Origin of the sequence: Bradyrhizobium sp. 153 (assembly GCF_023073835.1) — a bacterium.
GTDB lineage: Bacteria > Pseudomonadota > Alphaproteobacteria > Rhizobiales > Xanthobacteraceae > Bradyrhizobium.
On sequence record NZ_JADPKH010000146.1, the window covers coordinates 174,214 to 196,809 of the forward strand.

Annotated in this window: 18 protein-coding genes; 12 read left to right on the forward strand and 6 right to left on the reverse strand. The window is 65.2% G+C overall.

Annotated features, from left to right (window positions below; all coding sequences use genetic code 11):
* The first annotated feature begins 44 nt into the window (after positions 1 to 44).
* The 7 genes from IVA91_RS33175 (at position 45) to IVA91_RS33205 (ending at position 7,738) form a co-directional block, all read left to right on the forward strand.
* The gene (locus tag IVA91_RS33175) at positions 45 to 1,190 is read left to right on the forward strand and encodes an isobutyryl-CoA dehydrogenase (RefSeq protein WP_247276943.1); all 1,146 of its coding nucleotides are present in this window, start codon (positions 45 to 47) and stop codon (positions 1,188 to 1,190) included.
* Positions 1,187 to 2,254, forward strand: a complete 1,068-nt coding sequence (locus IVA91_RS33180; protein WP_247276944.1) for an enoyl-CoA hydratase/isomerase family protein — start codon at positions 1,187 to 1,189, stop codon at positions 2,252 to 2,254. Before IVA91_RS33175 ends, IVA91_RS33180 begins: the two co-directional genes overlap by 4 nt.
* A 24-nt stretch (positions 2,255 to 2,278) precedes the next feature.
* On the forward strand, positions 2,279 to 3,169 hold the full coding sequence (mmsB, locus tag IVA91_RS33185; RefSeq protein ID WP_247276945.1) for a 3-hydroxyisobutyrate dehydrogenase: 891 nt from the start codon (positions 2,279 to 2,281) through the stop codon (positions 3,167 to 3,169).
* Positions 3,169 to 4,887 carry an AMP-binding protein gene (locus IVA91_RS33190; RefSeq protein WP_247460322.1) on the forward strand — a complete coding sequence of 573 codons (1,719 nt, stop codon included), beginning with the start codon at positions 3,169 to 3,171 and terminating at the stop codon, positions 4,885 to 4,887. The genes mmsB and IVA91_RS33190 overlap by 1 nt, the downstream gene beginning before the upstream one ends.
* Positions 4,888 to 5,367 carry a MaoC family dehydratase gene (locus tag IVA91_RS33195; RefSeq protein WP_247420141.1) on the forward strand — a complete coding sequence of 160 codons (480 nt, stop codon included), beginning with the start codon at positions 4,888 to 4,890 and terminating at the stop codon, positions 5,365 to 5,367.
* A gap of 230 nt (positions 5,368 to 5,597) precedes the next feature.
* Entirely contained in the window at positions 5,598 to 6,515 is a 918-nt protein-coding gene (locus IVA91_RS33200) for an SDR family NAD(P)-dependent oxidoreductase (protein ID WP_247276948.1), read from the forward strand.
* Positions 6,512 to 7,738 (forward strand): TIGR03862 family flavoprotein, encoded by a 1,227-nt coding sequence (locus IVA91_RS33205; protein WP_256464573.1) that lies wholly within the window; start codon positions 6,512 to 6,514, stop codon positions 7,736 to 7,738. The genes IVA91_RS33200 and IVA91_RS33205 overlap by 4 nt, the downstream gene beginning before the upstream one ends.
* Positions 7,739 to 7,747: 9 nt before the next feature.
* Here IVA91_RS33205 and IVA91_RS33210 read toward each other — a convergent pair whose 3' ends face one another.
* Positions 7,748 to 8,965: an MFS transporter gene (locus IVA91_RS33210; protein WP_247460324.1), complete on the reverse strand. Its 1,218-nt coding sequence runs from the start codon at positions 8,963 to 8,965 to the stop codon at positions 7,748 to 7,750.
* Between the two features lie 91 nt (positions 8,966 to 9,056).
* Between IVA91_RS33210 and IVA91_RS33215 the strand changes: the two genes are divergently transcribed.
* A complete protein-coding gene (locus tag IVA91_RS33215) occupies positions 9,057 to 9,959 on the forward strand; it encodes a LysR family transcriptional regulator (protein WP_247420138.1) in 903 nt (300 codons plus the stop codon).
* On the opposite strand, the gene IVA91_RS33220 is transcribed toward IVA91_RS33215, so the two are convergent.
* The 3 genes from IVA91_RS33220 to IVA91_RS33230 all read right to left on the reverse strand — a co-directional run bounded on the left by IVA91_RS33220 (position 9,956) and on the right by IVA91_RS33230 (position 13,405).
* Complete coding sequence (locus IVA91_RS33220; protein ID WP_247460326.1) at positions 9,956 to 11,035, reverse strand: D-TA family PLP-dependent enzyme; 1,080 nt, start codon at positions 11,033 to 11,035, stop codon at positions 9,956 to 9,958. The genes IVA91_RS33215 and IVA91_RS33220 overlap by 4 nt on opposite strands.
* Before the next feature lie 64 nt (positions 11,036 to 11,099).
* Positions 11,100 to 12,911, reverse strand: coding sequence for an ATP-binding cassette domain-containing protein (locus tag IVA91_RS33225; RefSeq protein WP_247420134.1), 1,812 nt, complete (start codon positions 12,909 to 12,911; stop codon positions 11,100 to 11,102).
* Positions 12,912 to 12,913: 2 nt separating this feature from the next.
* A complete protein-coding gene (locus tag IVA91_RS33230) occupies positions 12,914 to 13,405 on the reverse strand; it encodes a YaiI/YqxD family protein (protein WP_247420132.1) in 492 nt (163 codons plus the stop codon).
* A gap of 105 nt (positions 13,406 to 13,510) precedes the next feature.
* Between IVA91_RS33230 and IVA91_RS33235 the strand changes: the two genes are divergently transcribed.
* Positions 13,511 to 14,311, forward strand: coding sequence for a hypothetical protein (locus tag IVA91_RS33235; protein ID WP_247420131.1), 801 nt, complete (start codon positions 13,511 to 13,513; stop codon positions 14,309 to 14,311).
* A gap of 149 nt (positions 14,312 to 14,460) precedes the next feature.
* On the opposite strand, the gene IVA91_RS33240 is transcribed toward IVA91_RS33235, so the two are convergent.
* Positions 14,461 to 16,833 (reverse strand): xanthine dehydrogenase family protein molybdopterin-binding subunit, encoded by a 2,373-nt coding sequence (locus IVA91_RS33240; protein ID WP_247420130.1) that lies wholly within the window; start codon positions 16,831 to 16,833, stop codon positions 14,461 to 14,463.
* 208 nt (positions 16,834 to 17,041) lie between these two features.
* Between IVA91_RS33240 and IVA91_RS33245 the strand changes: the two genes are divergently transcribed.
* Together IVA91_RS33245 and IVA91_RS33250 are read left to right on the forward strand one after the other, a co-directional pair.
* Positions 17,042 to 18,115, forward strand: coding sequence for a Ppx/GppA phosphatase family protein (locus IVA91_RS33245; RefSeq protein WP_247276957.1), 1,074 nt, complete (start codon positions 17,042 to 17,044; stop codon positions 18,113 to 18,115).
* Between the two features lies 1 nt (position 18,116).
* Positions 18,117 to 18,815 carry an RlmE family RNA methyltransferase gene (locus tag IVA91_RS33250; protein WP_247276958.1) on the forward strand — a complete coding sequence of 233 codons (699 nt, stop codon included), beginning with the start codon at positions 18,117 to 18,119 and terminating at the stop codon, positions 18,813 to 18,815.
* Between the two features lie 134 nt (positions 18,816 to 18,949).
* On the opposite strand, the gene IVA91_RS33255 is transcribed toward IVA91_RS33250, so the two are convergent.
* On the reverse strand, positions 18,950 to 20,440 hold the full coding sequence (locus tag IVA91_RS33255; protein WP_247276959.1) for an MFS transporter: 1,491 nt from the start codon (positions 20,438 to 20,440) through the stop codon (positions 18,950 to 18,952).
* Between the two features lie 415 nt (positions 20,441 to 20,855).
* On the opposite strand from IVA91_RS33255, the gene guaB reads away from it, so the two are divergent.
* Positions 20,856 to 22,349: an IMP dehydrogenase gene (gene guaB, locus IVA91_RS33260; RefSeq protein WP_247276960.1), complete on the forward strand. Its 1,494-nt coding sequence runs from the start codon at positions 20,856 to 20,858 to the stop codon at positions 22,347 to 22,349.
* Positions 22,350 to 22,596: the final 247 nt, after the last annotated feature.

Genomic DNA, 22,596 nt, shown 5'->3' on the forward strand with positions numbered 1-22,596 from the left:
CCCGTTGGCTCGCAACGACGGTGGAGCAAAGGGTAGGCGACGTCATGCAGTTCGCTCTGAACGAGGATCAGATCGCAATTCGCGACATGGCGTTGGTGTTCGCGGCGGAGAAGATCGCGCCGCAGGCGCTGCGCTGGGACGAGGAGAAGCATTTCCCCGTCGACGTGATGCGCGAGGCCGCCACGCTCGGCATGGGCGGCATCTACATCCGTGACGACGTCGGCGGCTCCGCCATGACGCGGTTCGATGCGGCGCTGATCTTCGAGGCGCTGGCGACGGGCTGCCCGACCACCTCGGCCTTCATCTCCATCCACAACATGGCGTCCTGGATGATCGATGCCTATGGCAGCGACACCCAGCGCCACACATGGCTGCCAAAACTCTGCACCATGGAGCTGATCGCGAGCTATTGCCTGACCGAGCCGGGCGCCGGCTCGGACGCAGCGGCGCTGCGCACCCGTGCCGTGCGCGACGGCGACCACTACGTGCTCAACGGCCAGAAGCAGTTCATCTCCGGCGCCGGCGGCACCGACCTCCTGGTCGCGATGGTCAGGACCGGTGGCGATGGTCCCGGAGGCATCTCGACCCTCGTCATCGACGGCAAGACGCCGGGCGTCTCGTTCGGCGCCAATGAGCGCAAGATGGGCTGGAACGCGCAGCCGACCCGCGCCGTGATGTTCGAGAATGCCCGCGTGCCGGTCGCCAACCGCCTCAGCGAGGAGGGCGCCGGCTTCAAGATCGCGATGGCCGGCCTCGATGGTGGCCGCCTCAACATCACCGCGTGCTCGCTCGGTGGTGCGCAAATAGCGCTCGAAAAGGCGCGCAGCTACATGAAGGAGCGCAAGGCCTTTGGAAAACGCCTCGACGAGTTCCAGGCATTGCAATTCCGCCTCGCCGACATGGCGATCGAGCTCGAGGCCGCCCGCACCTTTTTGTGGCGCGCAGCCGCGGCGCTGGATCGCAAGGATCCTGATGCCACCATGCTCTGCGCCATGGCGAAACGCTTCGGCACCGACGTCGGCTTCGAGGTCGCCAACCATGCGCTCCAGCTTCACGGCGGCTATGGCTACTTAAGCGAATACGGCATCGAGAAGATCGTGCGCGATCTCCGCGTGCACCAGATCCTCGAAGGCACCAATGAAATCATGCGGCTCATCGTGGCGCGCAAGCTGATCGAGGGCGCACCATGAGTGGCGTGGAAGAGGGCGACCTGATCGCCCGTGTCGAGGGCGCAGTCGGCGTGATCCGCCTCAACCGCCCGAAGGCGCTCAATGCCGTGACGCTGGAGATGTTTCGCGACATCGACAAGGCGCTCGACCGCTTCGAGGCCGATGCGGCCGTCGCTGTGATCCTGCTGGAAGGCGCCGGCGAGCGTGGGCTGTGCGCCGGCGGCGACATCCGCACACTCTGGGAAAGCTCGAAGGTCAACGGTGACCTCGGCAAGATCCTGTGGCGCGAGGAGTACATCCTCAATGCCCGGATCAAGAAGTTCCCAAAGCCGTATGTCGCCTTCATGGACGGCATCGTGATGGGCGGCGGCGTCGGTTTGTCAGCCCATGCCAGCCATCGTGTCGTTACGGATCGCACGAAGCTGGCAATGCCGGAAGTCGGTCTCGGCTTCTTCCCCGATGTCGGCGGCACCTATCTGTTGTCGCATTCGCCGGGCGAGATCGGCACCTATTTCGGGCTGACCGGCCAGACCATGAACGGGCCGGACGCGATCCATGCGAAGTTCGCCGATTGGGTCGTGCCGGCGGTGAAGTTGCCGGAGCTGCGCAACGTCCTGACGAAGCTGCGCCCCGATGCGACTGCGGCCGAGGTCAGCATGATCATCAACAGCTTTGCGACCGGCGAGACAGCAGGACCAGTATCTGCGAAGGAGCCGATCATCGACCCGCTGTTCGGCTTCGACCGCATGGAAGATATTGTTGCGGCGCTCAAGCGCGACGGCTCAGAGTTTGCGCTCGCCACGTTGAAGACGCTCGGCGAAAAATCGCCACGCGGCATGGTGGTGACGCTGAAGCTCTTGCGGCTCGCACGCATGGCGTCCAGCCTGGAAGAGTGTCTCGTGCGCGAATATCGCGCCGCCCTGGAGGTATTTCGCAGCGACGATTTCCGCGAGGGCGTGCGCGCCGCCGTGATCGACAAGGACCGCAATCCGACCTGGTCGCCGCCGCGGATCGAGGATGTGACGCCGCAGATGCTGGCACCATATTTCGCCGAAATCGGCGCCGACGAGCTGAAGTTCAACTAGAATATTGAAGCGGAGGAAACGACAATGGCCACGGTCGCATTCATCGGTCTCGGCAATATGGGCGGCCCCATGGCCGCCAATCTGGTCAAGGCCGGCCATAAGGTGGTCGCGTTTGATCTCGTCGAGGCCTCGCGCAACCAGGCCAAGGCCGACGGCGCAGGTATTGCCGACAGCGCAGCGGGCGCGGTGAAAGGCGCGGACGTGGTCGTCACCATGTTGCCGGCCGGCAAGCACGTGCTCTCCGTCTGGAACGAGGTCGTTCCCGCGATGGCCAAGGGCACGCTGATCATCGATAGCTCGACCATCGACGTCGAGAGCGCAAGGCAGGCGCATGCGCTCGCCGCCAAGCACGGCGTGCTCTCCGTCGACGCGCCGGTCTCCGGCGGCACGGGCGGCGCCAAGGGTGCCACGCTGACCTTCATGTGCGGCGGTGAGGAGAGTGCGTTTGCGGCGGCCAAGCCCGTGCTGGAGAATATGGGCAAGAAGATCGTCCATTGCGGCGGCGCCGGCGCCGGCCAAGCCGCGAAGATCTGCAATAACATGATCCTCGGTATTTCCATGATTGCGGTGAGCGAGGCATTTGCACTGGCTGAGAAGCTCGGGCTCTCGCATCAGGCGCTGTTCGACGTCGCCTCGACCTCGTCGGGTCAGTGCTGGTCGCTGACGACCTATTGTCCGGTGCCGGGCCCGGTGCCGACCTCGCCAGCCAACAACGACTACAAGCCGGGCTTTGCCTCGGCGCTGATGGTGAAGGATCTGACGCTGGCGCAGGACGCGGCGAAGGCGGCAGGTGCGGTGACGCCGCTCGGCAAGCATGCGCAGGAGATCTATCAGTCCTTCGACGCCGCCGGGCAGGGCGGGGTGGATTTTTCCGGAATTATCAAGCACGTTAGGGCGCTGGCCGGGAACACTTGATGACGACATTTCAGGAAGCGCGCGCGTTTCTGCTCAAGCACCGCACGGATTTCGACGCAGCGGTCAAAGGCTTCCGCTGGCCCGATCCGGCTCCCTTCAATTGGGCGCTCGACTGGTTCGACGCCGAGCTGGCGGCGAATGCGGACAGCAAGGACCGTCCGGCGCTCTGGATCGTCGATGCCGCGCAGGATCGGCAGACCAAGCTCTCCTTCGCGGCGCTCTCAAAGCGTTCCAACCAGGTCGCGAACTTCCTTCGCGCGCAGGGCTTGAAGCGCGGCGACCACCTTTTGCTGCTGCTCGGCAATGTGGTTCCGCTCTGGGAGACGATGCTGGCGGCGATGAAGCTCGGCGTCGTCGTGATTCCCGCGACCACGTTGCTCACCGCCGACGAGCTGCGCGACCGGCTCGATCGCGGCAAGGCGAAGGCGGTGATTGCTGCCGAGGATCAGGTCGCGAAATTCGCAAGCCTCGGTGCCGAGAGTATCGTCCGCATCGTGGTCGGCGCGGCCTCCAGCGGCTGGCTGGCCTATGACGAGGCGGCGCACGCTTCGGAGAGTTTTGCGCCTGACGGTCCGACCAATGCCGACGACCCGATGCTGCTCTATTTCACCTCGGGCACGACCGCAAAACCAAAACTGGTGCGGCACAGTCAGCGCAGTTATCCGGTCGGCCATCTCTCGACTATGTATTGGATCGGGCTGCAGCCCGGCGACGTCCATCTCAACATCTCGTCGCCCGGCTGGGCCAAGCACGCCTGGAGCTGCTTTTTCGCGCCGTGGAATGCGGGCGCCACCGTGTTCATGGTCAACCAGCCGCGCTTCGACGCAAAAAGCCTGCTCGCCACCATTGGCCGCTGTGGCGTCACTACGTTATGCGCGCCGCCGACGGTATGGCGGCTGTTCATCCAGGAGAACCTTGCCTCCTTCAAGGTGTCGCTTCGCGAGGTCTGCGGCGCCGGCGAGCCGCTCAATCCTGAAGTGATCGACAAGGTGCAGGCGGCCTGGGGCCTCACCATCCGCGACGGCTACGGTCAGACTGAAACGACGGCACTCGCTGGCAATTCGCCGGGCCAGCCAATCAAGGTCGGATCGATGGGCCGTCCGCTGCCGGGCTATCGCGTGCAGATCAGCGATGCCGACGGCAACCCGGCGAAGGAGGGCGAGGTGACGCTGGTGCTCGGCGTGAACCGTCCCGCCGGATTGATGCAGGGCTATCAGAGTGATGACGGCAAGCTCTCCGGTGCGGAAGGCGAGCTCTATCGCAGCGGCGACGTCGTGTTCGCGGACGAGGACGGGTATCTCACCTTCGTCGGCCGCTCCGACGACGTGTTCAAATCGTCCGACTACCGCATCAGCCCGTTCGAACTGGAGAGCGTGCTCCTGGAGCACGAGCTCGTCGCCGAGGCCGCCGTGGTGCCGAGCCCCGATCCGATCCGGCTCGCGATTCCCAAGGCCTTCGTGTTGCTGACGTCGGGCGCAGAGCGCTCGCCGGAAACCGCGCTCTCGATTTTCAAGCACCTGCACGCGCGCCTTGCGCCGTTCAAGCGTATCCGCCGTCTCGAAATCGTCACCGAGCTGCCGAAGACCATTTCTGGAAAAATCCGTCGCGTGCACCTACGGCGGCTGGAGCGCGATGACGACCGCAACGATCCCCTGCGTGGCCGCGAATTCCGCGAGGAGGATTTTCCGGAGCTGGCAAAAACACGGAGTGAGACCTAAGTGAACGAAGCCTGGAAGAAGCCGCCGATTACGCTGGACGCCTATCAGGCCATGGTCGGCAAAGAGATCGGCGTGTCGTCTTGGCACCTGATCGACCAGCCCCGCATCGACGCCTATGCCGACGTGATCGAGGATCACCAGTTTATCCATGTCGACCCGGAGCGCGCCAAGAAGGAAACCGCGTTCGGCACCACCATCGCACACGGCTTCCTGACGATGTCGCTGATGTCGATCATGTCGTATGAGGTGATGCCTGTGATCGCGGGCACCACGATGGGCGTGAATTACGGGTTCGACAAGCTCCGCTTCATCTCGCCGGTGCGCTCGGGCAAGCGCGTCCGCGGTCGCTTCATGCTGACGGAGGCCAAGCTGCGCAAGGCAGGCGAATTGCAATCCCGCACCAACGTGACCGTGGAGATCGAAGGCGAGGACAAGCCCGCGCTGGTCGCGGATTGGCTCGGGTTGATCTATTTCGCCTGACCCCGCCCGTCGTTGCCGGGCTTGACCCGGCAATCCATCGCTGCTCAAAAAGGCACCCCAGAGCGGGGTTTCACCCTCTCCCCTTGTGGGAGAGGGTGCCTCGCGAACGCGAGGCGGGTGAGGGGTCTCTCTCCGCGAGCGCATCTTTGCCGAGAGAGACCCCTCATTCGGCGCTTCGCGCCACCTTCTCCCACAAGGGGAGAAGGGAAGAAGAACAGAGACTCCTACTCATGGCAATCAGGTTCGACGGACGCGTCGCCATCGTCACCGGCGCGGGCAATGGTCTGGGGCGGGCGCATGCGCTGGGATTGGCCAGCCGCGGCGCCAAGGTCGTCGTCAACGACTTCGGCGGCGCGCGCGACGGCACCGGCGGCTCGCTGTCGCCGGCCGAATCCGTGGTCGAGGAGATCCGCAAAGCGGGCGGCTCCGCGATGGCCGACGGCGCCGATGTCTCGAATTTCGAGCAGGTCACAGCCATGGTCGAGCGCGCCACCAGGGAGTGGGGCAGCGTCGATCTCCTGTGCGCCAATGCCGGCATCCTGCGCGACAAGTCGTTCGGCAAGATGGAGGCGACCGACTTCCAGAAGGTGCTCGACGTGCATCTCGTCGGCACCTTCTATTGCTGCAAGGCGGTCTGGGCCGGCATGCGCGACCGCAACTACGGCCGCATCGTGCTGACGACGTCGTCCTCCGGCCTCTACGGCAATTTCGGACAGGCCAATTACGGCGCGGCGAAATCGGGCATGGTCGGCCTGATGAACGTGCTCGCGGAAGAGGGCCGCAAGAACAACATCCGCGTCAACATTATCTCGCCGACAGCGGCAACCCGCATGACCGAAGAGCTGCTGCCGCCGCAGGCCCTGCAACTGATGAAGCCCAACGCGATCACGCCCGCGGTCGAGTACATGCTCAGCGAGGACGCGCCGACCCGCACCATCATGGGTGCCGGCGCCGGCTCCTTCGCGGTGATCAAGATCTTGGAGAGCGAAGGCATCAACCTGCCGGAATCCGAATGGACCCCGGACGCGGTCGCCGCGCACTTCGCCGAGATCAGCGACATGTCGAAGGCCAAGGCGCTGACGGGTGCGTTCGAGCAGACGCAGAAATACGTCGCGCAGGCCGCGGCGCGGGCGGGGGTAAAACTCTGATAGCGGTCGCCGTCATCGGCGGCGGTCCCGCCGGGCTGATGGCGGCGGAGGTGCTGGCACAGGAAGGCCTGCGCGTCACCGTCTACGACGCCATGCCGTCTGCTGGCCGAAAATTCCTCATGGCCGGCCGCGGCGGTCTCAATCTCACCCATAGCGAGCCGCTGCCGCAGTTCATGGCGGGCTACCGCGCGGCGGCGCCGAAGCTGAAGGGTGCCATCGACGCGTTTCCGCCCGACGCGCTGCGCGCCTGGAGCGAGGCGCTGGGCGAGCCGACTTTCGTCGGTAGCAGCGGGCGGGTGTTTCCGAAGGCATTCAAGGCATCGCCCCTGCTGCGAGCCTGGTTGCGGCGCCTGGATGCGCGCGGTGTCCGCTTCGCCTTTCGCCATCGATGGACTGGCTGGGACAACGGGGGACGGCTGCAATTCCAAACACCCGATGGAACGGCTGAAATCGCTGCCAAAGCGACGGTGCTGGCACTCGGCGGCGCAAGCTGGCCGCGGCTCGGCTCAGACGGCGGCTGGGCGACAATTCTGGCGGACAAGGGCATTGCGATATCGCCGCTGCGGCCTGCCAATTGCGGCTTCACCGTCGCCTGGTCCGATGTGTTCCGCACGCGTTTCGAAGGCCAACCGCTCAAGGGAATTGCGCTCAACTTCGGTCCGCATGGCCTGCGCGGCGAGGCCATCATCACGCGGGCCGGCATCGAGGGCGGGGCGATCTACGCGTTGTCGGCCGAACTGCGCGAGGCGATCGCTGCGGACGGCGAGGCGGTGCTGCGCGTCGCCTTGCGCCCGGACGTTGATGAGGCCGAACTCGTCAAGCGCCTGTCTGCCCCGCGCGGCAAACAGTCGCTCTCCAACTTCCTGCGCAAGGCCGCGCAGCTTTCGCCCGTATCCGCCGGGTTGCTGCAGGAGGTGGCAATCGGCACGGGCCAGTCGCTGTCGGCGATGCCGCCCGAGCGATTGGCGGAGCTCATCAACGCCGTGCCGATCAAGCTAACTGGCGTAGCGCCAATTGCGCGTGCCATTTCCAGCGCCGGGGGCATCTCATTCGATGAACTCACTGCGGATTACATGATCCGCAAGTTGCCCGGCGTATTTGCCGCCGGCGAGATGCTGGACTGGGAGGCGCCGACCGGCGGCTATCTGTTGCAGGCGTCGTTTGCGACCGGCGCCGCGGCGGGCAGGGGCGTGCTGAAACGGCTCGCCCAATTGTCGTCCTGATTTTCCCGATCATAACGTGCCGGTCCTAGAGACGAGATTCGTGAGGAGGCCCAACACGCCGAAGCTTGCTGCGACGGCGCAAACCAGGGTCCAGCCGCCATAGCTCCAGGCCAGGGAGGCCGCCGCGGCGCCGACGCCGCCACCGAAGAAGAACAGCGCGACAAACAGGCCGTTCAGTCGGCCGCGTGCTTCCGATCGCAGCAGGTTGATGGCGCGGCGGCCGAGCGTCTGGTCGGTGGTGATGCCGACGTCGAGCAGGATCGTGCCAAGGCTCAATACCAGCAGTGCGGTGATGCGGGATTCCAGCATGCCCGCCCAGGCACACAGCGCGAGTGAGCCGATGATGAGCAGATGGGCCGCAAGGAACATCGGCCGCGCCCTGCCTTTGTCGCCCCAGCGGCCGGCGATCGGTGTTGCCGCCGCGCCAGCCACGCCAATCAGCGCGAACGCAGCAATTCCCTTGGCGTCGAGGCCGAATGGAGCATCGGGCAGCCGCAGTGCGACCGCCGACCAGAACGCGGTGAAGGAAGCCATGACAAGCGATGCGGTCCAGGCGCGCACCCGCAGCACGGGCTCTTCCCGCAGCAGCCTTGGAAAGGATAGGAGCAATTCGCCGTAGCTCGCGTGTGCTGTCGGTTGAAGCGTTGGAAGATAGCGGCCAAGTGCACCGGAAAGCAGCGCCATCAGCGCGGCCGAGACGACGTAATAGGCGCGCCAGCTCCAGAGATCCGCGATCAGGCTCGCCGCGGGCCGTGACAAGAGGATACCGACCATCAATCCACCCATCACTTCGCCGATGGCCTGACCGCGACGGTCCGGCGGCACCATGGATGCGACAAGCGGAACCATCATCTGGATCGCCGCGCAGGACGCGCCGAGGATGAAGGTGGCGAGCAGCAGGAGCGAGGGCGTCGGCGCAAGTGCCATTGCAAGCGCGGCGAGGATGGCGCAGCCGAGCGTCCGCAGGATGAGTCGCCGGTTCTCGACGAGATCGACCAGAGGCACGAGCAGCAGCAGGCCGAGCGCATAGCCGAGCAATGTCAGCGTGCTGATCAGGCCGGCCTGCCACGCAGTCATGGACAGTGACCGGCCAATCAGTCCGAGCAGGATCTGCGGCGCGAACAGATCGGTGACGACGACACCGGCGGTGACGGCGCCAAGCCAGATCAGGGGCCGCTCGGCGAGTTGGCTTCGAGACCCCGGCTTGGTGGCTTCGGAAATAGTCATGGATCCTCGCAGCTCTGGTGCGAGACCCTTTAAGCGGAAGCATCAATATGCTACAATTCAAATAAGACTATAAAGAATATGCGAGTTGCTCATGAACACCCATGACCTTGTCGCTTTCGTCGCGGTGGTCGAGACCGGATCGATCGTCGCGGCCTCGGCACGCCTCAATCTCACGCAGCCCGGCGTGACACGTCGCATCCAGAATCTCGAGGAGATGCTGGGGGCACAGCTCCTGGATCGGCTGTCGAAGCCGCTGAAACCGACGGCGGCGGGCCACGAGGCCTATGAGCGGGGCCGGCGCTTGCTCAGGATGCTGGACGACCTCAAGTCGGGCGTTGCCGATGACGGCATGGTGCGCGGCGAGTTCAGGCTCGGTCTGACGCCGTTCCTCTCGGAGGCAGGGTTGACCGGACCGCTCGATGCTGTGCGCGCCGAATTTCCCGCACTTGCCGTCCGTGTTGTCTCAGGTTGGTCGCCAAATCAGCTCGAACGTGTCTGTCGCAATGAACTCGATGCCGCCGCGATCTGTCTGCCTGACGGAGCCGTGCCGCCTGCCGATCTCGTTGCCGATGATCTCGGTGCGCAGCCGGTTGTATTTGTCGTCGCGCGCGACATGAAGATTCCGCGCATCGTGGACCTGGAACGACTGTCGCAGCTATCCTGGGTGATCAACCAGGACGGTTGCGGGTTTCGCGATACGCTGAAACGAAAGTTCGATGCCGCGCATCTTCCGTTCAATATCGCGGTAGAGGCGTTGGACAGCGAACTGCGCCTGTCGCTGGTGTCGCGCGGCCTCGGCATCGGGCTGGTCACTCCGATCGCACTGAAGCACAGCGCGTTTCGTGACAAGCTCAAGGCCGTCGCTGCGCGCGACTTCAAACCCGCCGTGCGCGCATGGATGATCCATCGCGCGCCCGCCGGGCGTCTGGAGCGGCCGATCAAGCTCTTCCGCGACGAGCTGGACAGAGAGCTCCAGGCCCTGATCGGGCGTTAGCGCAGCTTCCCCCGCGCCGCGACCGGCAGTGTGCCGATGATCTCCTCGCCGCGCACCATCACGACCTCATCCATCATGTTGACGACGACGCAGACATGGTTCGGCACGATGCGGACGACGTCGCCGACGTTCGGCCGCGTGTTGCTGCGGGAGAGGTCGAGGAAGCCGTGCTCCTCGGCAAAGCGCGCGATCTTCGCTTCGGGATGCTCCAGGATCAGGCCGTGACCGTCGAGGCCGCCGGTGTCCGTGGTCAGCGTCTTCGAACCGGCATCGAGAATGCCGCGCTCGGGCGCGGCGCGGCTCACCACTGTCGAATAGATGTGCAGTGCGCAGTCGTCCCAACTGGCGACGCCGGCGGCGACCTGCATGCGGTCGTTGTAGATATAGGTGCCGAAGCGGTGCTCGGTGCCGCCCTTGAGCTTGCCGAGGTTCTTCAGGTTCGGCGTGCCTCCGGTGGAGACGATCTTCGCGTCCAGCCCGTGCGCGCGCACGCCGGCTAGCGCCTCGTCGTAGAATTTTTGCGCGTCCGCCCAGCCGGTCTCGGTCGGATACATCAGAAAGCCGGCGAACTGCAGTCCTTTGGACGCGCCGATCTCCCGCGCCAAAGCGATTGCTTCGGCCGGAGTCTCGACACCGGCGCGCTTGCGGCCCGTGTCGCATTCGACCACGACCGAGAGCGGGCGGCCTGATGCGGCGGCTGCCTTGGGGAGCCCTGCGACGACGGTCGAATTGTCGGCGGCCACGGTCATGTTGGCCTTCGCCTGGAGCGCGCCGAGCCGCGCCATCTTCTCTTCGCCCAGGAGATTGTAGCTGATCAGGATATCGTCGATGCCCGCATTGGCCATGATCTCGGCTTCGCCGAGCTTCTGGCAGGTGATCCCCTTGGCACCGGCCGCAACCTGCATCTTTGCAATCGTCGGGTTCTTGTGTGTCTTGATGTGGGGACGATTGGCGATGCCGGCATCATCGCAGGCCTTCTGGATGCGCGCGATGTTGCGCTCGACCCTGTCCATGTCGATGACGGCGCAGGGCGTGCCGTATTCGCGGGCGATCTTTGCGGCGAGGGGGGGGGTCATGGAAGTCCTTTAGTTGGCGCGTATTCCAATCGCAAAACCGGTGCCCACTTTTGCGGAATACGCGCTATGCCTGTTCAATCTCTTCGCGGAGCATTTCGAGTTCGAGCCAGCGCTCTTCGGCAGCAGACAATTCTTCATGCGCCTTGGCGATGGCGGCGGAGGTGTCGTCGAACTTCTTACGATCCTTGGTGTAGAGGTTGGGATCGTCGAGCACGCGTTGCAGCTTGGCGATATCGGCCTGCAACGCTTCCATCTTCTTCGGCAGCGTTTCCAGCGCGTGCTTCTCGTTGAAGCTCAGGCGCCGCTTTGGCGCGGCAGCGGGAGCAGCTGGCCGCTCCTCTTTCTTCTCCGCCGAGGCTTGCGCCTTTGCCGTATCACGCTTCAAGTCCGCGCCGCGCTGCGCCAGCATGTCGCTGTAGCCGCCGGCATATTCGATCCATTTGCCGTTACCCTCGGGCGCGATCACGGAGGTGACGACGCGATCGAGGAAATCGCGGTCATGGCTGATCAGGATCACCGTGCCCTCGTAATCGCCGAGCATCTCCTCGAGCACGTCCAGAGTGTCGAGATCGAGATCGTTGGTCGGCTCGTCCAGCACCAGGAGGTTCGAGGGCTTTGCCAGCGCGCGGGCCAGCATCAGCCGGCCACGCTCGCCGCCGGAGAGCACCTCAAGGGGCGTGCCGCGCTGTTCCTGTGCGAACAGAAAGTCCTTCATGTAGCCGACGACATGCTTCGGCTTGCCGCCGACCATGATGTGATCGCCGCGGCCACCGGTCAGCGCTTCAGCCAGCGTCGACTTCGGATCGAGGCTTTCACGGTGCTGGTCAAGCGTTGCCATCTCGAGATTGGCCCCGAGCCGCACAATGCCGGAATCCGGCTGCATGCCGCCGGTGAGCAGATTGACCAGGGTGGTCTTGCCGGCGCCGTTCGGCCCGATGATACCGAGCCGATCGCCGCGCTGAATGCGGGTGGAGAAGTTTTCGACGATCTTCCGCTCGCCATAGGCCTTGGTGATGCCTTTGGCCTCGATCACCAGCTTGCCGGACTGCTCGGCCTCCGCGGCTGCCAGATTGGCGCTGCCGGCGCTGCCGCGATAATTGAGACGCTGGTCGCGCAGCGCATGCAGATTGGCGAGGCGCTTGACGTTGCGCTTGCGCCGGCCGGAGACGCCGTGGCGCAGCCAGTGCTCCTCGTCGATGATCTTGCGGTCGAGCTTGTGCTGGTCGCGCTCTTCCTCCGCCAGCACCTCGTCGCGCCAAGCCTCGAACGAGGCAAAGCCGCGGTCGATCTGCTTGATCTTGCCGCGGTCGAGCCAGGCGGTGGAGCGCGACAGGTTGGTGAGGAAGCGGCGGTCGTGGCTGATCAGCACCAGCGCACTGCGCCGGCTGTCCAGCTCCTTTTCCAGCCACTCGATGGTGGAGAGATCGAGATGGTTGGTCGGCTCGTCCAGCAGCAAGATGTCGGGCGAGGGCGCCAGCACGCGGGCGAGCGCGGCACGACGGGCCTCGCCGCCGGAGACGTTATGCGGGTTCTCCTCGCCGGTGAGCCCGAGCTGCTCCAAAAGATAACGCGCCTGGTGCAGGTCGTCGCCGGGCGCGAGGCCTGCCTCGACATAGCCGAGCGTGGTCTTGTGCTCGCCGAAGTCCGGCTCCTGCGGCAGATAGCGCACGGTAGCGCCAGGCTGCACGAAGCGCGTGCCGCCGTCGGGTTCGACCAGGCCGGCCGCGATCCTGAGTAGCGTCGACTTGCCGGAGCCGTTACGGCCGATCAGGCAGACGCGTTCGCTTGGCGCGACATTGAGCTCGACGCCGCTCAAAAGCGGGGTGCCGCCAAACGTCAGCCTGATGTCTTTCAGTTGGATCAGCGGCGGCGCCATGGTCAGCTCTGACTGGTTGCGGCCGCATCAGCGCGGCGGCGCTGAATCCGGCGCAGCGTCTGATCGAGCGCCGAGAGGAATGCGGAACGGTCGCGCGGCGCGAACGAGCGCGGGCCGCCGGTGACTTCGCCGGCCGAACGCAGATCCGTCATGAGGTTGCGCACCGCCAGCGTCATGCCGATCGATTCCTCCGTGAACGGCTTGCCGTTCGGTGCGATCACGTCGGCGCCCGCCTTGACGCAGCGGCTGGCCAGCGGAATGTCTGATGTCACGACAACATCGCCGGGCTTGGCGCGCTCCGCGATCCAGTCGTCGGCCGCGTCCATGCCCGGACCGGCGGCGATGCGCTCGATCAGGCGATCTTGGGGCACGCGGATGAAATTCCCGGCAACCACGCTCACGGGCACGCCGTGGCGGAGCGCGACGCGGTAGATCTCGTCCTTCACCGGACAGGCGTCGGCATCGACATAGATGCGGGTGGGGGTGTCAGTCATTGGCCCGCGTGGTACCCCATTCGGGCCGCAAAGGCGAGGGGATTGACCGGTGTTCCCTGGGCTCTACGATCAGCTCCGAAACAACAAGAACGGGGAACGCCAGCCATGCCGGACCGGCTCGAAACCTATCGCGTCGAAGCCTACAACACTGCAAAGCAGTCCGAGAACAAGATGCACGACGACACGGTGGCGCGCCGTTTCGGCTTTTCCGGCGGGCTGGTGCCGGGCGTCGATGTCTTCGCCTACATGATGCACGTGCCGATTGCCCGCTGGGGCCGCGATTTCCTCACCCGCGGACTGGTCGAGGCGCGCTTCATCAAGCCGGTCTATGACGGCGAGACCGCCGATGTCGATGCCACCGAGCACAACGGCCTACTGACGATCGAGGTGTTCAGTCGCACCGAGCTTTGTGCGACCGGCACGGCCACGTTGCCAGCGGCGGCGCCGGCGATTTCGCTGACCGATTATGTCGAGGTGCCTGTTGTTGCCGAGCGCGCGCCAGTCGGTCCGGCGACGTTCGAAACGGGGAAATGGCTGGGCACGATTCCGCGTCGCTGGGCTGGACAGGATGCGGCCGACTATCTCGCCGACATCAGGGAGACCGATCCGATCTTCGCATGCGAGGGGCTCGGCCATCCCGGCCTGATTCAGCGCGTCATGAACCGCGTGCTGGTCGACAACACCATTCTGGGTCCGTGGATTCACGTCGGTAGCCGTATGCAATTGCTGGCGGCCGCGCGCGCTGGCGACGAGATCACCGCGCGGGCAAGAGTCACCGCGAATTACGAGAAGAAGGGCCACCGCTTCGTCGAGCTCGACGCGCTGATTGTCGCCAACGGCACCACGCCGCTGGCGCACTGCCAGCACACCGCGATCTACCAGCCGCGCGAGCAGGCGGCGGCGTAATTACCGACACCGTCATTCCGGGGCGATGCGAAGCATCGAACCCGGAATCTCGAGATTCCGGGTTCGGTCCTGCGGACCGCCCCGGAATGACGAGGTGAGATTTAAGGACGGCGTCAAGCCCGGCCATGACGACCGAAGAAGCGCGGCCCTTACGCCGCCTTGGCCTTCGCCTCTTGGATCGCCCGCCACACCCGCTCCGGCGTGAGCGGCATGTCGATGTGCTTGATGCCGTACTCTGAAAGCGCATCAAGCACCGCGTTCACCACCGTCGACAGGCTGCCGGCGCAGCCGGCTTCACCGCAGCCCTTGCTGCCGAGCGGATTGGTCGTGGCCGGCACCGGATGATCGCCGACCGTCATGTTCGGCACATCCTCGGCGCGCGGCAGCGCGTAGTCCATCAGCGAGCCCGTGATCGGCTGGCCGCTGTCGTCGTAGCGGATCTGCTCCATCAGCGCCTGACCGATGCCCTGGACGACGCCGCCATGGAGCTGGCCTGCGACCAGCATCGGATTGATCACCGTGCCGAAATCGTTGACCGCGCTGTAGCGCACGATCTGCACCACGCCGGTCTCCGGATCGATCTCGACCTCGGCGACGTGGCAACCGTTCGGGAAGGCCGACGGCACCGGCTCGCTGGTGTGGTCGACGTCGAGGCTGTCAGGCACGCCCTCCGGCACCTTGCCACCATGCAGGCGCTGCGCCAGCTCCATGATGTCGATGCTGCGATCGGTGCCAGCGATGGTGAAGCGGCCGCCTTCGAACTCGATGTCGGCCTCGGACGCCTCCAGCATGTGCGCGGCGGCGCGCTTGCCCTTTTCGATCACGAGCTTGGCGGCGCCCACGATCGCCATGCCGCTGGCGGTGATCGAGCGCGAACCGCCGGTGCCGTTGCCAGCGTGCACGATGTCGCTGTCGCCCTGGACGAGCTTGACGCGCTCGAAGGGCACCCCGAGCTGCTCGCTCAAGACTTGCGCAAACGGCGTCGCGTGGCCCTGGCCGTAATCGAGCGTGCCGGTGATGAGCTGCACGGTGCCGTCAGGGTCGAACACGATCTTGCCGAGCTCGGGGCTCGGCGGGGCCGTGACCTCCAGATAGGAGCCGACCGCGATGCCGCGCAGCTTGCCGGCCTTTTTGCTTTCCTTCTTGCGCTTCGCGAAATTCTCGTGGTCGGAGATTTCGAGTGCCTTGTTGAACACGGCCTGGAAGTCGCCGCTGTCATAGGTGACGCCGGAGGAGGCCGCGAACGGCATCTGGTCCGGCTTGATGAAGTTGCGCTTGCGCAAGGTCAGTCGGTTGATGCCCATCTCGTCGGCGGCGCGGTCGATCAGCCGCTCCATGTAATAGTTCGCCTCGGGCCGACCGGCGCCGCGATAGGCGCCCATCAGCGTGGTGTTGGTCAAAACCGTCTTGATGTCGACCGCCATGAGCGGCGTGCGATAGACGCTGGAAAAATTCTTGCCGGTGTTGAGCGAGAGCGGCCCCGGCGCAACGCCAGTGATGTAGGCGCCGAGATTGCCGTAGCCGGAGAGCTTGGCCGCGAGGAAATGCCCCTCGGCATCGAGCGCGAGCTCGGCATGGATCTTTTGTGCACGGCCGTGGCTGTCGGAGAGAAAGCTGGTGGAGCGCTCGTCCAGCCATTTCACCGGCCGCTCCAGCGCCTTCGCCGCGTACAGGATGCACATGTACTCGGGATAGTTGATGTTCTTCATGCCGAAGGAGCCGCCGACATTGGCGGTGAGGATGCGTACCTTCTCGTTCGGCACTTTCAGGTTCTTGGCGAGATTGGCCCTGTTGCCGGCGACACCCTGCGTCGGCACCTGAAGCGTGTAGCGCTCGGTCTTCTTATCGTAGGAGGCAAGCCCCACGCGCGGCTCCATCGAAACCACCGCGACGCGGGTATTCTCTATATCGAGCTTGGTGACATGGGCGGCGCTGGCAAACGCCGCGTTGACCTTCTCCATGTCGCCATAGTGGTAGTCGAGCGCGACGTTGTTCGGGATATGGTCGTAGAGCTGCGGCGCGCCGGGCTTGGCCGCCTCCTCGGGGTCCGTCACTGCCGGCAGCGGCTCGATGTCGACCTCGACGGCCTCGGCCGCATCGCGCGCCTGGGCCAGCGTCTCTGCCACCACGAAGGCGACGGGATCGCCGACGAAGCGGACCTTGTCGGTCGCCAGCGGCTGACGGTTGGTCTGAAGCAGGGGCGAGCCGTCGCGGCTCTTCAGCGGCAGGCCGCAGGTGAAGGGGCCGTAGCCGGCTGCATCGAGATCCGTGCCGGTCCATACCCCCAGCACGCCCGGCATCGCCTTGGCGGCATCAATGCCGATGCCGCGGATGATGCCATGGGGATGGGTGGAACGGACGACAACGGCATAGGCCTGGCCGGGCAGGTTGAAATCATCGGTATAGCGGCCTTTGCCGCGCACCAGCGTGTCGTCCTCCTTACGTCGGACGGGCTGCCCGACGCCATATTTTTGCAGTGCAATAGCGTTTTCGAGCGCGGACGATTTGGTGTGTTCTTGCATGGAGTTGACCTGAAAAGCCGGTATTTGCGCATTTTCGCGGCAGCGGGAGACCGGACCTCACTGAAATAACCCACGGCCCCGTTCACGACAACGCACGAATGGGCATGGTCCCATGTGATGCGATGTTGCGCAGACCTGCTGCGCTGCTAATGTTTCAGGCGAAAAGCAATTCCAGATCGGCCCGATGGGTCGCGGAAAGACAGTTTGTATGAATGACCACACGCGGCTCCGCGACGGCCTTGGGCTGCACGGTGAGCTGGAGGGGTCGATGGCGGCGGTGGCGTTGGCCACTGTACCGGCCGTCGGCGCGCAGGCGCCGGGAACCGGCGTCTATGCGGCGCTGGACCTCGGCACCAACAATTGCCGGCTCCTGATCGCCTGTCCGACCCAGGACGGCTTTCGCGTAGTCGATTCCTTCTCGCGCATCATCCGGCTCGGCGAGGGCGTCTCGGCAACGGGATGCATCAGCGAGGCGGCGATCGAGCGCGCCATCGCGGCGCTCAGCATCTGCCGCGACAAGATCAATTTGCGCAAGGCGCGGCGGCTGCGCCTGATCGCGACCGAAGCCTGCCGCGCAGCCTCGAATGCGGAAGGTTTCCGCAGCCGTGTCGCGGCCGAGACCGGCATCGAGCTGGAGGTGATCGATCGCGAGACCGAAGCGGCGCTCGCCGTGCTCGGCTGTTCGCCGCTGGTGGACCCCAGGGGACGCGGCGCGATCCTGTTCGACATCGGCGGCGGCTCGACCGAACTGGTGCGGATCGAGCGCGATCCGCAAAATCCCCAGCCGCGCATAAAAGCCTGGATGTCGATCCCGCTTGGCGTCGTCACGCTCGCCGAGCAGTTCGGCGGCCGCGACGTGACCTCGGAGATCTATGCCGCGATGGAGCAGGAGGTTGCGAGTTACGTCGCGCCGTTTGCGGAAGAGCATGGCGGCGATCTCGCCGACATGCATCTGCTGGGCACCTCGGGCACGGTAACCACGCTCGCCGGCATCCATCTCAACCTCGCGCGCTACGACCGCCGTCGCATCGACAGCATCTGGATGAACGATTCCGACATCACCGCGACCATCAACAAGCTGCTCGGTATGAGCTACGAGGAGCGTGCCGGCAACAGCTGCATCAGCATCGAGCGTGCCGATCTCGTGCTCGCCGGCTGCGCCATCCTCGATGCTATTAGGCGCGCCTTTCCGCTGCCGCGTCTCCGCGTCGCCGATCGGGGCCTGCGCGAAGGCATGCTGGTCGAGATGATGCGCGAGGACGGCGCTCTCAGGAGCTGGTGAGATGGCCAAGGACACCACCGGCCGCTTGCACGTCCAAGTCAAGACCAAGGTCAAGACCGGCGGCAAGCGCAAGCTCTCGTCGAAGCTGTGGCTGGAGCGGCAGCTCAACGATCCCTATGTCGCGAAAGCCAAGGCGGCGGGCTATCGCTCGCGCGCGGCGTTCAAGCTCTTGGAGATCGACGACAAGTTCCGTCTTCTCAAGCCAGGCCTGGCCGTGGTCGATCTCGGCGCCGCGCCCGGCGGCTGGAGCCAGATCGCGGCCAAGCGCGTCGGCTCCGCGGAAGGCAAGGGCAAGGTCGTTGCGATCGACCTGCTGGAGATGCCGGAGATCCCGGGCGTCGATTTCGCGCAGCTCGACTTCATGGACAATGACGCCCCCGAGAAGCTCACCGCGATGCTGGGCGGCGGCGCCGACGTCGTGATGTCCGACATGGCGGCCAACACCACCGGCCACCGCAAGACCGACCAGCTCCGCATCGTCGGTCTCGTCGAGACCGCGGCGGCCTTTGCCTGCGACGTGCTCAAGCCCGGCGGCAGTTTCCTGGCAAAGACCTTCCAGAGCGGTGCCGACGCCGATCTGCTCGCCCAGCTCAAGCGCGATTTCACCGCCGTGCGTCACGTCAAGCCGGCCGCGAGCCGCCAGGATTCCTCGGAACGCTACGTGCTGGCGACGGGGTTTCGGGGCGAGGCGAAGGCGTAACCACAAGCGCTGTCATTCCGGGGCGCCTCGAAGAGGCGAGCCGGGAATCCATTTCTCCTCGCGCTCCGCGGCACAATAAATTCCGGAGATTCCGGGCTCGATGCTACGCATCGCCCCGGAATGACCGAAGGAACTCACCCCAGCCGCTGATCCCGCACGTCCTGGGTATCCTCGCTCGCCGCCTTGAGCGCTGCCTTCTCTGCGCCCTTGCCGGCACCTTTGCGGCTTGCGATCTCCGCCGCCTTGCGGCCGGAGATCTCGTGACCGGCGTCAGCGGGCATCTGCCAGAAGAACCAGCTCGAGGCCGCCGAGGTCAGCGCGACCACGACAAAGGCCGGCGCGAACACGGTGGCGTTGAGCTCGCTGACATGACTGAACCACATGGTCGTCTCGACACAGGCCGCGCCGACGGCGACGCCGGCAGAGACCGCGAGCTGCTGGTTGACGCTGACCAGCGTGGTGGCCCGGCTCATCTGGGCGGTCTCGACATCGGCATAGGCGACCGTGTTGATGGCGGTGAACTCCAGCGAGCGGAAGAAGCCGCCGACCACCAGGATCACCATGATGATGAGCAGCGGCGTCGTCACCGTGAACAGCGCGCAGACGCCGAGGAAGAATGCGCTGATGATCGCGTTCACCGTCATCAGATTGCGGAAGCCAAAGGCGCGGATGATGCGCGCCGCCAGCGTCTTCATGCCCATGGCGCCGAGCGAGGAGGCGAAGGTGACGAGGCCGGAGTGGAACGGCGACAGGCCGAAGCCGATCTGCATCAGGAGCGGCAGCAGGAAGGGCAGCGCGCCGATGCCGAGCCGGAACATGAAGCCGCCGAGCACGGCCGCGCGTAGCGTCGGCAGCTTCAGCAGCGAAAAATCCAGCACCGGCGATCCCGTCCGCCTTGCGTGGATGACGTAGAGCGCCATCGAGATCGCGCCGCCCACCACCAGCGCGGCAACCGTGCTCCAGGGCAGCAGGTTGAGCCCGGCGACGGAGAGACCAAACGCGATGCCGGCCAGTCCGATGCCCGCCAGCATCATGCCGTAGAGGTCGAATGGTTCCTGAGTCTCGCTCTTGATGGGATCGATGAAGCGCAGCGCCATGAAGATGCCGAGCAGCCCGATCGGGATGTTGATCAGGAAGATCCAGTGCCAGGAGGCGTAGGTGGTGATGAAGCCGCCGAGCGGCGGGCCGATCACCGGGCCGATCAGGGCAGGGACCGTCACCCAGGCCATCGCGTTGACCAGCGCGCTCTTGTCGACCGAACGCAGCAGCACGAGACGCCCGACCGGCGTCATCATGGCCCCGCCCATTCCTTGCAGGATGCGCGCGAACACGAAATCGGTGACCGAGGTCGAGAGCGCGCAGCCGACCGAGCCGACCATGAACACGCCGACCGCGATCGCGAACACCATGCGCGCGCCGAAGCGGTCGGCGGTCCAACCGCTCGCCGGGATGAACACTGCCAGCGACAGCAGATAGGAGGTGATCGCGAGCTTCAGCGTCAGGGGACTGGTGCCGATGTCGGCCGCGATCGCCGGCAGCGAGGTGGCGATCACCGTCGAGTCCATGTTCTCCATGAAGAGAGCAGTGGCCACGATCAGCGGAATGACGCGTTGCTTGTCGACCATGACGGATTGGTAATGAAAATCGGAAGGAAGAGTGGACTTGCGGCTTATCACCCCCGTCAGGCCGGGACCATTGCGCAACAACGCATAGCACCTAAATCCCGCGTAACGGTGTGACCCGCTTCAACGGTTGCACCCCGGGGAGTCGCGCTCCCTCGTCATTGCCGGTCCCCTTCTGGCGCCAGCCCGGAATGACGGTGGGTGGGGGCGCGCACAGGCTATCCCCGCTGAATCTGCCCAAAAAGCCTGTGCATGGCTGGCCGGCGGTCCGAATTGCTTTGATTCGTCACGCGGCCGTGCTATCGACCCGCGTCAACCCCACCGATGGGCTCCGATTCTCCGGCGATGCCGCAAGGCACGCCGAGGGCGGCGCTCATCCATAGCTATTTGCGGCAGGGCCGCAGGAAGGAGTTGGCAGATGGCCACGGTGCAACTTCAAGGCATTCGCGAAGCCTTCACGTTCGACGACGTGCTGTTGAAGCCGGGCCTGTCGGACGTCATGCCGGGCGAGGTCGACATCCGTTCCCGCGTCACCCGCGCCATTCCGCTCAACATCCCGATCATGGCCTCCGCCATGGACACCGTCACGGAGGCGCGGATGGCGATCGCCATGGCGCAGGCCGGCGGCCTCGGCGTCATCCATCGCAATTTCGATCCCGACGGGCAGGCTGCCCAGGTGCGGCAGGTCAAGCGCTACGAGTCGGGTATGGTGGTGAACCCGCTCACCATCAGCCCCGAGGCGACGCTCGACGACGCACTCAAGCTGATGAGCGATCACGGCATCTCCGGCATTCCCGTCGTCACCGGCGCCGGCAAGTCCACGCCGGGCAAGCTGGTCGGCATTCTCACCAACCGCGACGTGCGGTTTGCGACCAACCGGCAGCAGAAAATCTCCGAGCTGATGACGCACGAAAATCTCGTCACGGTGCGCGAGAATGTCAGCCAGGACGAGGCGCGGCGGATGCTGCACCAGCATCGCATCGAGAAGCTGCTCGTGGTCGACGAGCAATATCGCTGCGTCGGGCTCATCACCGTAAAGGACATGGAAAAGGCGGTGGCCCATCCGCTCGCCTGCAAGGATGCGCAGGGCCGCCTGCGTGTTGCTGCTGCCACCACTGTCGGCGACACCGGCTTCGAGCGCACCGAGCGCCTGATCGATGCCGGCGTCGACCTCGTCGTCGTCGACACCGCGCACGGCCATTCCCGCCACGTGCTGCACGCCGTCAACCGCATCAAGCGTCTCTCCAATTCCGTGCAGGTCGTTGCCGGCAACGTTGCCACCACCGAAGGCGCGCAGGCACTGATCGACGCGGGTGCGGATTGCATCAAGGTCGGCATCGGCCCGGGCTCGATCTGCACCACGCGCATCGTCGCCGGCGTCGGCGTGCCGCAGCTCACCGCGATCATGGATGCGGTGGAAGCTGCGAAGAAGTCCGACATTCCGGTGATCGCCGACGGTGGCATCAAGTTCTCCGGCGATCTCGCCAAGGCGCTTGCCGCCGGCGCCGACATCGCCATGGTCGGCTCGCTGCTCGCCGGCACCGACGAGACGCCGGGCGAAGTGTTTTTGTGGCAGGGCCGCTCCTACAAGGCCTATCGCGGCATGGGCTCGGTCGGCGCGATGGCGCGCGGCTCGGCCGATCGCTACTTCCAGCAGGACATCAAGGACGCGCTCAAGCTCGTGCCTGAGGGCATCGAGGGCCAGGTACCCTACAAAGGCCCGGTCGGTAACGTCATGCACCAGCTCGCCGGCGGCTTGCGCGCCGCGATGGGCTATGTCGGTGCGCGCGACATGAAGGAGCTGCACCAGAAGGCCCAGTTCGTCCGCATCACCGGCGCGGGCCTGCGCGAAAGCCACGTCCACGACGTCACCATTACGCGCGAAGCACCGAACTATCCGGGCGGGGGTTAGTCGTTTTCGCTCTCGTGCCCCGGATGCAGCGCAGCGCTCTTTCAGCGGTGCGCTGCAGAGCCGGGGCCCAGTGTTCTTCCATACTGGGCAATCATCCGTGCTGCGTGGGTCCCAGCTCTGCGCAGCAGGGCAAGAGCGCTGCAGCGCGTCCGGGACACGAGAACGGCGCATGCCTCCCCGACCATCCCTCCACTGCTTTTGTATTGACGCGCCTCGCTCCCTCCGCTTCGCTCGCAACGAAGAAACT